This is a genomic window from Pseudomonas sp. SHLD1, from assembly GCF_028640935.1.
Lineage (GTDB): Bacteria > Pseudomonadota > Gammaproteobacteria > Pseudomonadales > Pseudomonadaceae > Chryseomonas > Chryseomonas aestiva.
Genome location: NZ_JAQZAD010000023.1, coordinates 164,788 through 177,956 on the forward strand (window position 1 = coordinate 164,788; position 13,169 = coordinate 177,956).

The 13,169-nt window shown below is 61.7% G+C and carries 13 protein-coding genes; all 13 read right to left on the reverse strand.

The genetic code is table 11. The annotated features are described in order from the left end of the window. Positions 1-11: 11 nt before the first annotated feature. The 13 genes from PVZ77_RS16855 to PVZ77_RS16915 all read right to left on the reverse strand — a co-directional run bounded on the left by PVZ77_RS16855 (position 12) and on the right by PVZ77_RS16915 (position 13,076). Positions 12-662 (reverse strand): TIGR02466 family protein, encoded by a 651-nt coding sequence (locus PVZ77_RS16855; protein WP_158892990.1) that lies wholly within the window; start codon positions 660-662, stop codon positions 12-14. A gap of 17 nt (positions 663-679) precedes the next feature. Next, positions 680-2,269, reverse strand: a complete 1,590-nt coding sequence (locus PVZ77_RS16860; protein WP_273807681.1) for a flagellar hook-associated protein 3 — start codon at positions 2,267-2,269, stop codon at positions 680-682. A 12-nt stretch (positions 2,270-2,281) separates the two neighbouring features. Then, a complete protein-coding gene (gene flgK, locus PVZ77_RS16865) occupies positions 2,282-4,291 on the reverse strand; it encodes a flagellar hook-associated protein FlgK (protein ID WP_273807682.1) in 2,010 nt (669 codons plus the stop codon). 9 nt (positions 4,292-4,300) lie between these two features. Then, positions 4,301-5,572 (reverse strand): flagellar assembly peptidoglycan hydrolase FlgJ, encoded by a 1,272-nt coding sequence (gene flgJ / locus PVZ77_RS16870; RefSeq protein ID WP_273807683.1) that lies wholly within the window; start codon positions 5,570-5,572, stop codon positions 4,301-4,303. A gap of 13 nt (positions 5,573-5,585) precedes the next feature. Beyond that, on the reverse strand, positions 5,586-6,689 hold the full coding sequence (locus tag PVZ77_RS16875; RefSeq protein ID WP_208692057.1) for a flagellar basal body P-ring protein FlgI: 1,104 nt from the start codon (positions 6,687-6,689) through the stop codon (positions 5,586-5,588). Between the two features lie 11 nt (positions 6,690-6,700). Continuing rightward, positions 6,701-7,396, reverse strand: a complete 696-nt coding sequence (flgH, locus tag PVZ77_RS16880) for a flagellar basal body L-ring protein FlgH (protein WP_208692058.1) — start codon at positions 7,394-7,396, stop codon at positions 6,701-6,703. Positions 7,397-7,422: 26 nt separating this feature from the next. Beyond that, positions 7,423-8,208: a flagellar basal-body rod protein FlgG gene (gene flgG, locus PVZ77_RS16885; RefSeq protein ID WP_273807684.1), complete on the reverse strand. Its 786-nt coding sequence runs from the start codon at positions 8,206-8,208 to the stop codon at positions 7,423-7,425. Between the two features lie 46 nt (positions 8,209-8,254). Beyond that, positions 8,255-8,995 carry a flagellar basal body rod protein FlgF gene (locus PVZ77_RS16890; protein WP_208692060.1) on the reverse strand — a complete coding sequence of 247 codons (741 nt, stop codon included), beginning with the start codon at positions 8,993-8,995 and terminating at the stop codon, positions 8,255-8,257. 150 nt (positions 8,996-9,145) lie between these two features. After that, positions 9,146-10,456 carry a flagellar hook protein FlgE gene (gene flgE, locus PVZ77_RS16895; protein ID WP_208692061.1) on the reverse strand — a complete coding sequence of 437 codons (1,311 nt, stop codon included), beginning with the start codon at positions 10,454-10,456 and terminating at the stop codon, positions 9,146-9,148. A gap of 28 nt (positions 10,457-10,484) precedes the next feature. Then, positions 10,485-11,207, reverse strand: a complete 723-nt coding sequence (locus PVZ77_RS16900; protein WP_208692062.1) for a flagellar hook assembly protein FlgD — start codon at positions 11,205-11,207, stop codon at positions 10,485-10,487. A 16-nt stretch (positions 11,208-11,223) separates the two neighbouring features. Continuing rightward, complete coding sequence (flgC, locus tag PVZ77_RS16905; RefSeq protein ID WP_273807685.1) at positions 11,224-11,661, reverse strand: flagellar basal body rod protein FlgC; 438 nt, start codon at positions 11,659-11,661, stop codon at positions 11,224-11,226. Positions 11,662-11,663: 2 nt separating this feature from the next. Next, the gene (gene flgB / locus PVZ77_RS16910) at positions 11,664-12,086 is read right to left on the reverse strand and encodes a flagellar basal body rod protein FlgB (protein WP_273807686.1); all 423 of its coding nucleotides are present in this window, start codon (positions 12,084-12,086) and stop codon (positions 11,664-11,666) included. Positions 12,087-12,806: 720 nt separating this feature from the next. After that, positions 12,807-13,076: a hypothetical protein gene (locus PVZ77_RS16915; protein ID WP_273807687.1), complete on the reverse strand. Its 270-nt coding sequence runs from the start codon at positions 13,074-13,076 to the stop codon at positions 12,807-12,809. Between the last annotated feature and the right edge of the window lie 93 nt (positions 13,077-13,169).

The following is a 13,169-nucleotide window of genomic DNA, read 5'->3' on the forward strand; positions in this document are numbered from 1 at the left end:
TCGAGCCGATCTTAAATACCGAAGTTGAACGCCACCGAAATGCGTGGCCGTTGGCCAGTGAACCGGCGTACCGCGTGCATCAGCCACGAGGGGAACATCACGAAGGTGCCGCTGGATGGGCTGATGGTGGTCGAGTAGCCCGCGCTCAAGCAGCCTTCGATGCGCATGCGCAATTCGGGATTGTAGACCGAAGGCATCAGGCCACGCGGATCGACGAATTCCAGCTCGCCGGCACAGTCGGCGGACTGGGCGCCGCCGTCGTCCACCCAATAGACGCCCGACCAGAAGGCTCCGGGATGGCCATGCAGGGCATTGCCCTGCCCCGCTTCGTTGACGTTGGCCCAGGCGTTGTACCGCCATTGGAAGGACGGCTCGATGAGGCCGTGCTCCGCGGAGTGGACGGCGGTGAGCTGGGTCGCGAAGGCCTGGGCGAAGGCCGCGAGTTCCGCTCCGGGTGCGCCGGACCAGCTGTCGAAGTCATGGCTCGATTGCCAGCCCCCCTCGTTGCTGTGTCGAGTCCCGGCGTCCTGCGCGCGACGCGCCAGGATCACAGCCCTGAGCTCGGCATTTAGCCGCTCGGCGTCGGGATGCACCAGCTGCGCCAAGGGCGTGACGAAGAGTTTCTTGATCTCGATGTTGGCGGTATCGAATGGCTGGCTCATGGCGCCGGGCGTCCCCTTCAGATCTTGTCGAACAAGCTTAGCTGGGAAACCTTGGCGAAGGCGGCCTGGGCGGCCTCTAACATGGTCTGCTGCAAGGTGAGCTTCGACGTGGCCTCGGACATGTCGGTGTCGCGAATGGACGACTGGGTGGTGGCGTTGGACAGCGACAGGCTCTGGCTCTCGGTGGTCAGGGTGTCGATGGTCTGCTGCCGCGCGCCCAGCGACGAGGTGACCTTGTAGACCTGGTTCATGCCGTTGTCGAGGTTGGTGATGGCCGAGGCCACGGCGTTGCGGATATTCAGTTCGGCCTGGGGATCATTGGTGGTGGGCGTATCCAGGGCGGTCCGCAGGTTCTTGATGGTGTCGAGGATGTTCTGCGTCTGGTTGCTGCTGCCGGCCACGGTGAACTGGTCACCGCTGGCCGCCGCCGAATTGATGCTGAACTGGGCGCCATTGATGGTGATGGACGCCGGATAGGTACCGCCCAGGGTACCCGTGGACAACAGGGTGCTGCTGGTGGTGGTCGGCAGCGCATACACCGAATAGTCGGTCGCCGAGCTGAATTTCAACAGCACGCCGTTGTTGGGGAAAGTAGTGCTGTAGGTGGTGGCGTTGGTAACGCTGCCACCGCTGAGCTGGGCGGTCGATGTGTTGGACGCGGTCCGGGTGATGTCGAAGGTCTCCGGCTTGACCCCGAAACTGAAGCTGTACCCCGCCACCAGCGAACTGGTGGCGGTACTGTCGTCAGTGGACTTCAGGGACACGTCCAGGGCCAGCTGCGCGCCACGGAAATTGACGGTTACCGCATCGCCCGTGGTCGTCTGGTAGGAGCCGTTGCCACTGACCTCGCTGGTCACGTCGGTGTTGTTGGCATCAAATATCTTAAACTGGGTGCTGCTGAGGACTTGCAGCTTGTAGGGCGCGCCGCTACGGAAGCTGCTGTTGAAGCTGTTGTCGTCGGTCACCGTGCCCTGGGACAGGAAGACGCGCTGGGTCCCGTCGGCATTGGGGTTGGTGGTCAGGCTCGAGGTGGTCAGGTCGGCGTTCTGGGCGCTCTGGAACGTGCTCCAGCCGTTGTCGCTGATGGCCAGGTTGAGGGTGTCGGAAACCTGTACCGACAGGGAGCTCTGGTCACCCTTGTAGCTGTAGCTGCCATCGGGATTCTTGACGAAGGGCTGCACCGTGCCATTGCTGCCGGCGAAGAGGTAGTTGCCGTTGGCATCCTTGCTGTTCATCAGCGAGAACAGCTGATCCTGGATGTCGCCCAACTGGTCGCTGATGGCGCTCCGGTTGGCGTCGGTGTAGGACCCGTTGCCGGCCTGCACGGCCAGGGCGCGCGCATTCTGCAGCACGTTGGTGATGGTGGTCAGTACCGACTCTTCATTGGTCAGCGCATTGTTGGCGGTGGTCATGTTGCCGCTGTACTGGGTCAACAGCGTCTTCTGCTGATCCAGCTGCAGCAGACGCGCCGAGCCGACCGGGTCGTCCGCCGGCGTCTGGATGCGCACCCCACTGGAGATCTGCTCCAGGGTCTTGGTCATGTTGGAATAGCCGTCGGAGTAGCCCTGGGTGCTGGACGAGAACATCTGGGGGGTGGAGATACGCATGGCCGACGTCCCTTAGAAGGCTTGAATCAATGTATTGAAGACGGTCTGCGAGATTTCGATGATCTTCGCCGAGGCACTGTAGTACTGCTGATACTTGATCAGGTTGGCCGCCTCCTCGTCCAGGTTGACGCCCGACAGCGAGGATTGGCTCGCCTGCGCCTGCTTGAGGATCGCCGACGTCGCACTGGCATCCAGGCTGGCCTGGTTGGTCTTGGCGCCGACCGTTTCCACCAGGCTGCTGTAGGTGTTGTTCATGCTCGCGTTGCCGACGGTGGCCGACGTCTGCAGGTTCAACAGACCCAGGGCGTTGGTGTTGTCGGTGCTGCCGGCGGAGCCGAAGGAAACACTGAAGGTATCCCCACTGGAAGGCTTGCCCGCCAGGGTCAGCTGGAAGGTGAAGGCGCTGGGTATCGTCGAGCCGTTGGCCGCTATGTTGACGTTCACCGTGTTGCTCTGGCCGGCGACGATGGAGCCGGTACCGAGGCTATTGCCGCCCGCGTCGTAGATCGTGTAGCCCTGGCTGCCATCGCTCGCCGCGGCCGCGAACTGGAGTTTCACCGGCATGGCGTTCTGCACGCTGGTCGCCAGGCTGCTGGCCGAAACGCTGTCGTAGATGCTGCGCTGGGTGACCAGGGACGGCGCGCTCACGGTGCCGGTCCCGGTGTTGGCGGCGCTGCTCGCCGCTTTCAGCGGCGAGGCGAACGCCAGGTCCTGGGCATCGGTCATGGTGACCGCCGCCTGGCTGGCAGCCAGGCGCGTGGGCTGGACGGTGAAGGTGTCACCGGCGGCCACGCTGCCGGTCCTGAGACCCAACTGCAGGCCATCGATCTCATCCGCGGGCGAGGCGCCGAGGTTGTGGCTGCCCAGGTCCTGGCCGTCGGACAGGCGCGTGACACTGTACTGGGTGGCACTGGTGAAGACCACGCGATAGTCGCTGACGGTCAGGTCGCTGCTGTCGGCGATGGTGACATTGAGGTTGGCGTTGACGTCGCTGTTGGTGGAGCGCCCGATACTGCGCGAGGCGATGGCCGTGGCGCTGTTGATGTCGTTCAACACCTTGGAGCCGAAATTTCCCTTCAGGTCCAGCCCCTGGGCCTGCTGCTTGTTGATCGAGTCCGAAGCCACCAGGGCCAGCCGGCCCAGGCTGTTGAGCGATGGATTCACCACCTCGTCGCGATAGCGCACCAGCCCGGTCATGGAGCCGCCGGAAATCGACTGGGTGACATTCACCGAGATCCCGCTGGGCATTTTCAGCGTCAGGGCATATTGCGAGGGATCCAGGGTACTGGACTGGGCACTGAGCGAGCTCACCGAGCCCCCCACCACCAGCGGCTGACCGGAGCCGATGTAGACGTTGTAGTTGCCATCCTGGTTGACCACGCTCACCCCGACCAGCTTGGACATATCGTTGATGGCCTGGTCCCGCGCGTCCAGCAACGAGTTGGGGGTGGTGCCGCCGGCAGAGGCCACGGTGATGGCCTGGTTGTACTGGGCGATCTTGTTCGCCAGCGTATTAACCTGGGTCGCCGAGGCACTCAGCTGGGTATTGATGTAGCTGCTCTGGTCGGAAAGCTGGCTGGAGAGCGAATTGAATCTCTGGCTGAGCGTGGAGCTGCTGGTCAGCACCAGGGAACGCGAGGCGCTATCGGTGGGCGTGGCCGAGGCCGTCTGCAACGCCGAGAAGAATTTGCTCAGGGCAGTGCTGATCCCGGTGGTGCTGTCGGCCAACAGTGAATCCACCGAGCTGGCCGCCGTGGAGAAGGTCTGGGCCTCGTTGTCCAGCGCGGTGCTGGTCTGCAGCTGAGTCGTCAAGTACTGGCTGTAGGAGCGACGCACGTCCGCCAGGGTCGTGCCGTTGCCGATGTAGGCGACGCCGACGCTCTGCGCCGGAGCCGCGTACTGCTCCGTCGTCTGCCGGGAATAGCCGGCGGTATCGACGTTGGTGATGTTGTTGCCGGTCGTGCTGAGCGCCGACTGGCTGGCCTGGATACCCGAAAGCCCGATGGAAATGAGACTGGCCATGGATTGTCCTTAGGTACGCTTTACCGAGGTATCGACCGCAGCGATGTTTTCGTAGGTGCTCTTCATCTGGCGGGCGATCTGGGTGACCTTGCGGGCGTACTGCGGATCGCTCGCATAGCCGGCCCGCTGCAGCTCGTGCATGAACTGGCTGGAATCGCCACCCTTGGCCAGGGCCTTGCCGTAACGGTCGTTGCTCTGCAGGAAGCTCACGTAGTCGTCGAAGCTCTGCTTGAAGGAATCGTAGGAGCGAAAATCCGCGGCTTCCTTGCTCGCCTTGCCATTGCGGTATTCGGTGGTCAGGGTGGTGGCGACGTCACCGTCCCAGCTCGAATGAGCCTTGATGCCGAACAGGTTGTTGCTGGTGCTGCCGTCCCGCTCGCGGATGATGGACTTGCCCCAGCCGGTCTCCAGGGCGGCCTGCGCCACCAGATAGTGGGCATCCACACCGATTTTTTTGGCGGCTTCCTGGGCCATGGGCAGCATGGCGTCGACGAATTCCTGACGCGAGCGGAATACCGACTTCCCGGTGGTCTGGCCCAGCGAGACGGCACCGCCGCCGTTGAGCTGCGCACTGCCGCTCACGCTGGCTACGGCAGACTTGCCCAGCTGCTGCACGGCCTTCCAGTTGGTGGCGTTGGCAGCGGTGGCGCTATTGCCCGTGGCATTGGCGGTGTTGGCCGCCGCTGCCAGCAGGGCTTCCTGACTCTGGGCCGCGCTGGCCTTGCTGGGCATGGCCAGGCGCCGGGAGTTCAGCAGCGCCGATACGTCCTTGCGCTCGCTGGTACCGGCACTACCGTTTGCGCTGGCAACCGCCGCTGCTTGCGAGGCCTTGCCATCCCAGAGGGCGCGACGCATGTCCATGGCGATGCCGGTACCGGACTGGGCAGTGGCGGCCGTCGCCGGGGTGGCGGTCTTGGTGGCCGCGACCTCGGTCGACGGGGTCTTGCCGGCATCCTTGAGCATGCTCCGGGTCATCATGTCGGCCAGGCCGATGCCGCCGCCGTTCTTGGCGAGGTTGACCGACAGCTGCTGATCGTACATGTCCTGGAACTGCTTGGTGGTCTGGCTGTTGAACGGGCTGTCCTGGGCGAGTACCTCATTGGCCGAGCGCATCGACTTGAGCATCTGGTTCAGGAACACCGACTCGAATTCCTGAGCGACCTTGCGCACGTTGCCTTCGCCATCGCGATCAGCCCCGTTCTTGAGATTGTTCAGTCGATTCAGGTCGGTATAGGCACCGGAATCCACCGAATCGAAGGTCCCGCCCAGACGTGCCGTCATCGCCATTACTCCATCAGATTACGATCAGGTCGGCCTGCAGCGCGCCAGCCTGTTTCAACGCTTCGAGAATGGCCACCAGGTCGCTGGGCGCAGCGCCCACCTGATTCACCGCCCTCACGATCTCGTCCAGCGTGGTGCCCGGACCGAACTTGAACATCGGCTTGGCCTCCTGCTTGGCCTTGACGGTCGACTGGGGAGTCACCACCGTCTGCCCACCCGACAAGGGATTGGGTTGGCTCACCTGGGGGTCCTCGCTGATGGTCACGGTCAGGCTGCCCTGGGTCACCGCCGCCGGCGAAACCTTGACGTTCTGGCCAATGACGATGGTCCCGGTTCGCGAGTTGACGATGACCTTCGCCACCGCCTGCCCCGGATCCACCTCCATGTTCTCCAGGATCGACAGGTAGTCCACGCGCTGGCCAGGATCGACCGGCGCCGTGACACGAATCGATCCGGCATCAACAGCTGATGCAACACCCGCGCCAAGTGTCTCGTTGATCTTGTCGACCACTCGCTTGGCCGTGGTGAAGTCGCTGCGCTTCAGGTCCAGCGTGATGCTGTTGCCCTGGTCGAAGCCGCTCGGTACCGGCCGCTCGACAGTGGCGCCGTTGGGAATGCGACCCGCCGACGGAACGTTGACGGTAATCTTCGAGCCATCGCGGCCTTCGGCGTCAAAACCACCGACGACCAGGTTGCCCTGGGCGATGGCATAGATCTGGCCATCGATCCCCTTCAGCGGAGACAGCAGCAGGCTGCCGCCTCTCAGGCTCTTGGAGTTGCCGATGGAGGCCACGGTGATATCGATGGTCTGGCCAGGCTTGGCGAAGGCCGGCAGGTCTGCATGGATGGAGACCGCCGCCACGTTCTTGAGCTGGGCCGAGCTCGTTCCTGCCGGCACCTTGATGCCGAACTGCGCCAGCATGTTGTTGAAGGTCTGAATGGTGAAAGGCGTCTGGGTGGTCTGGTCGCCTGTCCCAGGCAGGCCTACCACCAGGCCGTAGCCGATCAGCTGGTTGGTCCGCACGCCTTGGATATTGGCGATGTCCTTGAGACGTTCAGCCTGGGCGAAGGGCATTGCCAGCAGCAGGGCGAACACGCCGAACAGAGTCTTGCGCATGACGATCATCCTCAGAACGGCATCAGGGCGCTGCCGAAGAACTGGCTCAACCAGCCCGGCTGGCTCGCATCGGCGAAGGAGCCGGTCCCCGAGTAGGTGATCCGTGCATCGGCCACCCGGGTGGAAAGCACGGTGTTGTCGGTAGCGATGTCGTCGGCGCGCACCATGCCCTGGATACGCATCAGCTCGTTGCCGGTATTGAGCGTCAGCCATTTCTCGCCTCGCACCACCAGGATGCCGTTGGGCAGCACCTCGGCGATGGTCACGGTCAGGGAGCCGGTCAGGCTGTTGCCCTGGGCCGCGGTCGACTTGCCAGTGTTGGAGCGCGCCCCCGAATAGCCGGCGTCCAGGCTGAGGTCACCATCGGACAGCGGATTGGGAATCGACGGCTTGGCGCCGAACAGCGACGTGAGACCGAGGGTCGCCTTGCTGTTCTTGGCGATGTCGGAACTGGCGTTCTTGCTGGCCTGGGTCTTCTCCTGCAGGGAGATGGTGATGATGTCGCCGATGCGGAAGGCCTTGCGATCGGTGTAGAGATTCTGCTCGAAGCCCGACTGGAAGATGGCGCCATTGTTCTGCGCCGCCGGCACCGGGGTGCGTGGCAGCACGGGAGAGTAGTAGGGGTCGTCCGGCTTGGCGGCCGGGGCTACGCATCCTGCGAGAACGAGCGCTCCGAACAGCGGCGCGACGGCAAAGAGACGATTCATGGAGCGCTACCTCGCAGGGAAAGCGATTACAGGTTCTGGGTGATGAAGCCGAGCATCTGATCGGCGGTGGAAATGACCTTGGAGTTCATCTCGTAGGCGCGCTGGGTGGTAATCATGTTCACCATCTCTTCCACGGTGCTTACGTTGGAGGTTTCCAGGGTGTTCTGCTGGATGGTGCCCAAGCCGTTGTTGCCCGGCGTGCCGACCTGGGGCGCGCCGCTGCTAGTGGTCTCGGAGAACAGGTTGTTGCCCATGGCCTGCAGGCCACCCGGGTTGACGAACTGGGCGGTCTGGATGGTGCCGATGGTGGTCACCGTCGAGGCGCCGGCCTGGGTCACGGAGACGGTACCGTCCTGGCCCACGGTGAACGTCTGGGTATCGGCCGGAACCGTGATTGCCGGCTGCACCGGAAAGCCGTTGGCGGTGACGATCTGGCCATCGGCGTTCAGGTGGAAGGTGCCGTCACGGGTGTAGTTGGTGGTGCCATCGGGCATCTGGACCTGGAAGAAACCGTGGCCGTTGATGGCCATGTCCAGAGGCTGCTCGGTGGTCTGCAGCGTGCCTTGGGTAAAGGTTTTCTGCGTGCCGACGATCCGCACGCCGGTACCCAGCTGCAGACCCGAGGGCAGCTCGCTGTCCTGGGTGGACTGCGCGCCGGGTTGGCGACGGATCTGATAGAGCAGGTCCTGGAATTCGGCGCGGTCGCGCTTGAAACCGGTCGTCGAGACGTTGGCCAGGTTGTTGGAGATGGTCGTCAGGTTGGTGTCCTGAGCGGCCAGGCCGGTCTTGGCGACATAAAGGGCGGATATCATCGTTTTTCTCCTTCGACGCCGGGAATCAGGCGTCAACAGCGTTCAATCAGCTGAATTGCAAAACCTTTGCCATGGACGCATCGTTGTCCTCGGCGGATTTCATCATCTTGATCTGCAGTTCGAACTGCTTCGATAGGGAGAGAATCGAGGTCATCTCCTCCACCGCACTGACGTTGCTCGACTCGGTGAAACCGGACACCACCTGCACGCTGGCATCCGCCGCAGCGGGCTTGCCATCCTTGGTGCGGATGGTGCCGTCCAGGCCCTTCTCGAGTGTCTTCGGATCCGGCTTGACCAGCTTGATGCGGTCGACGACCGCCAGGGCGTTGGTGTTTTCCCCGGCGCCACGGACGGTGATGGAGCCGTCCTGACCGATCTCGATCTGCTGGTTGGGCGGCACGGCGATCGGCCCGCCATTGCCGAGTACCGGCAAATCATTGCCAGTGCGCAGCATCCCTAGGGCATCCACCTTGAGGCTGCTGGTACGCACATAGGCCTCTTTGCCGTCGGCGCCCTGCACCGCGATCCAGCCATTGCCCTGAATGGCCACGTCGAGGTCCCGACCGGTTTCCTGCAGGGTGCCCGGGGTGAAGTCGGTCCCCGGTCGCTCGCTCATGGAGTACACCCGCGAGGGATAGCTCTCGCCGAAGGTCTGCATCGAGCGCGCCTGCTCGAAATCACGACGGAAACCACTGGTGGAGATGTTGGCCAGGTTGTTGGAATGCGCCTGGATGGCCATGGTGTTCTGGCTGGCGCCAGTCATGGCGAGATAAAGCAGTCGGTCCATATCGTCCTCGCGAGGCGATCAACATCGCCACAGGCCTGAAACTGTCCAGACCCTCTGAGCAAGGCACGTGCCACTCTTGCCAATCCATTGATTTAGTTAAAAAAAAGCCCTCGCAAGGAGGGCTTTTCCAGGACGACCGTCAAAGAACCGTTAACGGATCTGAATGATCGTCTGCGACAGTGTGTTTTCCGTCTCGATGGTCTTGGCGTTGGCCTGGTAATTACGCTGGGCCACGATCAGATTGACCAACTGGGTACTGAGATCGACATTGGAGGCTTCCAGCGAACCGGAGGTCAGGGTTCCCAGCGTACCGGAGGCCGGCGTGCCGACCACGGCCTGGCCGGAGGTGGACGACTGGGCGAAGTTGTTGCTGCCCATCGGGGTCAGGCCCTGGTTGTTGGTGAAACTGGCCAGGATCACCTGGCCGATCACCTTGGACTGGCTGTTGGTGAAGCTAGCGTAGAGCTTGCCTTCGGTATCGATGGACAGGCCCGACAGCTGGCCGGTGGTGTAGCCGTCCTGGGATTTGCTGGTCACCGCAAAGGGAGTCGCCGTCTGCGTGGTGCTGCTCAGGTCGATGGCGATGCCGGTAGTGGACGCGGACGCGCCGTTGGCGCCATAGGTCGCGGGCGTCGTCGAGCTGTTGGTCACGGTGGCCGGCACCCAGTTGTTCAGCGCGAACTTGCCGGTGCTGGTGACAGTGAGGCCTGTGCCACCGCTGGCGCCGAGCTTGCCGGTGCTGTCGAACGTCAGGGTGTTGCTCAGCGGCGTGGTGGACGTCGGGTCGGCCGGGTTGCGACCGTCGACCAGGCTGTACATGTTCCAGGTATTGGTGTCGGTCTTGGCGAAGTAATACGTCAAGGTATGGGCGTTGCCCTGAGAGTCGTAGATGCTGGTGGACGTCGAGTTGTTGAAACTCGTGGCATCGCTGGGACTGAACGTCGTGGTGGTAGGGACCGTAGCCGAGGAGTTGAGGCTCAATACCTCGGTGTCCTTGGTTGTCGCCTTGGGCGCCTGGTTGGTGGTGTCGATCTTCAAGTTTGACGCGATGCCGCTGATCACGTTGCCATCACTGTCCGCGGCGTAGCCACGCAGGTTGTAGCCGGAGTTGTTCACGACGAAACCGTTGGCATCGGTCTTGAATGTCCCGTCTCGCGAATAGAGATTCGAGCCATTGTTGTTCATCACGAAGAAGCCGCCGCCGTTGATCGCCAGGTCCAGGGCATTGCCCGTGCTGGTCACGTTGCCCTGAGTGAACTGCTGAGCGACGGCCGCGGTACGCACGCCGGCACCCGGCTGATTGGCGCTGGACCCCAGATACATGGAACTAGAATAGACATCGGCGAACTCGGCGCGCGACGACTTGAAGCCCGTGGTGCCTACGTTGGCGATGTTGTTGCCGGTCACGCTGAGATCGGTGGCGGCGGCATTCAGGCCACTGAGGCCGACATTGAAGCTCATGGTGTTACTCCTGTCCGGCGGTGCCGGCTCACTGGCCTATGGTCTTGACATTCGCCAAGGCGACATTGGTGCCGTCGGCGAGGTTGAGGGTCATGTCGCCGCCGCTGGTGCCCAGCGTCACGCTGCTCACGGTATTCGGCAGGTAGGTCGTCAACGCGGTGGAGGTACCGCCGATGGCGGCCGTGGCTTTGAAGGTGTAGGTCCCGGAGGCCAGTGTCTGGCCGGAGCTGTCCTTGCCATCCCAACTGAAGGAATGGGTGCCGGCACTCTTGGCGTCCAAGGGTATGGTGTCGACCAGGGAGCCGGCGCTGTTGTAGACACCCACCGAGAGATCACTGCCGGACGACGGCAGCACCACGCTGCCGGTCATGCCGGCGGTGGTATCGACCACTGCCGAGCTGCCGGCGGAAATCACCGAGCGCCCTACCAGGGAGGAAGCCTGGAGCGCCTGGGACGAGTTGTAGTTGCTGACAATGGAGTCCACCGAGGTGTTGAGGTTCTGCAGCGACTCGACGCTGCTGAACTGCGCCAACTGCGCGACGAACTCGGTGTTGTCCTGGGGATTCAACGGGTTCTGGTTGTTGAGCTGGGTGACCAGCAGCTTCAGGAAGTCGTTCTTCCCGAGGCTGCTGGTGGTACTACCCGAGGTGGTCGCACCGCTGGACGTCGCCGAGCTGCTCGATACCTTGCTGTTGGCCAGCGCCGACGACAGCAGCGAGCTGGAACTCGTGGTGGAAGAGGTGGTGGTCATTTCAATTCCCTAGCGATTACTGACCCAGGGTCAGCACCTTCTGCATCATCTGTTTGGCGGTATTCATCATTTCCGCGTTGGTCTGGAAGGCGCGACTGGCCGAGATCATGTCGGCCATTTCCTCCACCACGTTCACGTTCGGGTAGTACACGTAGCCGTCCTTGTCCGCCATAGGGTGGTTGGGTTCGTAGCGCTTCTGCACTTCGCTCTTATCCTCGACGATGCCCTTCACTTCCACCCCGACCCCGGCCTGGCCCTGGTCATCGAACAGCGAGGAGCCGCCCTGGGCCTCGCTGAGCTGGGCAGCGAACACGGGATGGCGAGCCTTGTAGGTCTGGTCGACGCTGGAAGCAACCGACTCGGCGTTGGCCATGTTGCTGGCCACGGTGTTGAGACGGACGTTCTGGGCGCTCATCGCGCTACCGGCGATGTTGAACAACGAACTCAAGGACATGGTTATTCCCCCTTGATGGCTGACATCAGCCCCTTGAACTTGCTATTGAGCAGCGTGAAGCTGGCCTGAAAGTTCATGGAGTTCTCGGCGTAGTTGGCCTGCTCGACCTGGGCATCCACGGTGTTCTGGTCGACCGATGGCTGGCTAGGAATGCGGTACTTCAGCGCCGCGTCGCCCATGCCCATGTCGAAGCCTTCGGCGGCGATGTGCCGGCTGTTGGTGGTCTCGAGCTGATAGTGCCTGGCGGATCCGGCAGTACCCTTGGCCGCCTGTTCGGCCAGCACCGCACTGAAGTCCAGATCCCGCGCCTTGTAGCCGGGGGTATCAGCATTGGCCAGGTTGTTGCCCAACACCTCGGCGCGCTGCGAACGGAAATTCAGCGCCTGCTCATGCAACCCGAGTGCTTTGTCGAAATTGATGCTCATGTCGAGAGACCTTTGACGTGGCTTGCAGGCGATTTAGCAAGGCCCGTGCCAGCTTCCAGAATCCATATAAATCAAGGCCTTAGAGCAACGCGGCAGTTAGAACGACGGCAAGCGGCAAGGTTTTTCCGCCGCCTTTGCCGGCTTTGGGATCGGGCGCGGCAAAACTTTGGCGCAAAACACGTGAATAGTTCAGCTCTGAACGCCGTAGGGTTACCTCGGATTCCCCCAGACAGCTGCCAAATGTCTAATTGCCTAACACAAGCGCAAAAACTCTCGTAACGATCGATATTTAGGCCGTGATTTTCGAGCATGTCTCTTTATAATACTCATTGGAGACACTTAGTGTGCTCTAGGCACTCCTAGGTATCTAATAGAGCACACGGGAAACACGACAGCCTCTAAGAGACGCCCTTTCATGATAAGCGGGTAGCTAAAATAAAATTCAATGTTTCCGCCAACTGCACTCGAAAACGGCCGTAAACAGAGCGTGAGCAGTCCAAGTAAATCCTTGGAAAATCACCTAATAGAGCGCCCGATCTATGGCCTCAAAAAGAATACTCATCGACTATGAGTGCTCCGCGCCGCCACGAGAACTGGGAGAGTAACAAAAGAACTCTTTGACTGCGTGCAGTTTCTATCAATGCAATGGCAGACTACTGCCCACCATTGCAAAGAAGAACTTAGACCAAAGACCGCGAGCAGTCGAACATTACGTATTTGCTAGGGACTATTGTGGCGTACATCAGATAGTGCCTGACGGTAGAGCGTGACCATTTCGTCCAGCAACTCTTGAGCAACATTACAGGCAATCTTTAGTCGGAGCTCTTCAGGGTGGCCAGAACCACACTCTGCCAACTGAACCAGTAGATCACCTAGCATTGACGCACGAAGATTTGCATCTGCTTCGATGGACCGAGTGGAAAGATACATTTGGTTAAGCGAGATTGGCTTGCTCGGGAACGGAAGGACAGAGGGCTTCTTCTCAGCCATGGCACACCTCCGTTGGAGGAGTACATGGCATGCAGGTAGCGCCGAGGCGGAGCTCGGGCTTAAAAGGAGATACAGGCATTATAACTGCTCCTC

Bases quoted from the DNA above. Each gene is read 5' to 3' on its own strand.
- PVZ77_RS16855 (WP_158892990.1), bottom strand. From the start codon at position 662: ATGAGCCAGCCATTCGATACCGCCAACATCGAGATCAAGAAACTCTTC.
- PVZ77_RS16860 (WP_273807681.1), bottom strand. From the start codon at position 2,269: ATGCGTATCTCCACCCCCCAGATGTTCTCGTCCAGCACCCAGGGCTAC.
- flgK (WP_273807682.1), bottom strand. From the start codon at position 4,291: ATGGCCAGTCTCATTTCCATCGGGCTTTCGGGTATCCAGGCCAGCCAG.
- flgJ (WP_273807683.1), bottom strand. From the start codon at position 5,572: ATGACGGCACGTCTGGGCGGGACCTTCGATTCGGTGGATTCCGGTGCC.
- PVZ77_RS16875 (WP_208692057.1), bottom strand. From the start codon at position 6,689: ATGCGCAAGACTCTGTTCGGCGTGTTCGCCCTGCTGCTGGCAATGCCC.
- flgH (WP_208692058.1), bottom strand. From the start codon at position 7,396: ATGAATCGTCTCTTTGCCGTCGCGCCGCTGTTCGGAGCGCTCGTTCTC.
- flgG (WP_273807684.1), bottom strand. From the start codon at position 8,208: ATGATATCCGCCCTTTATGTCGCCAAGACCGGCCTGGCCGCTCAGGAC.
- PVZ77_RS16890 (WP_208692060.1), bottom strand. From the start codon at position 8,995: ATGGACCGACTGCTTTATCTCGCCATGACTGGCGCCAGCCAGAACACC.
- flgE (WP_208692061.1), bottom strand. From the start codon at position 10,456: ATGAGCTTCAATGTCGGCCTCAGTGGCCTGAATGCCGCCGCCACCGAT.
- PVZ77_RS16900 (WP_208692062.1), bottom strand. From the start codon at position 11,207: ATGACCACCACCTCTTCCACCACGAGTTCCAGCTCGCTGCTGTCGTCG.
- flgC (WP_273807685.1), bottom strand. From the start codon at position 11,661: ATGTCCTTGAGTTCGTTGTTCAACATCGCCGGTAGCGCGATGAGCGCC.
- flgB (WP_273807686.1), bottom strand. From the start codon at position 12,086: ATGAGCATCAATTTCGACAAAGCACTCGGGTTGCATGAGCAGGCGCTG.
- PVZ77_RS16915 (WP_273807687.1), bottom strand. From the start codon at position 13,076: ATGGCTGAGAAGAAGCCCTCTGTCCTTCCGTTCCCGAGCAAGCCAATC.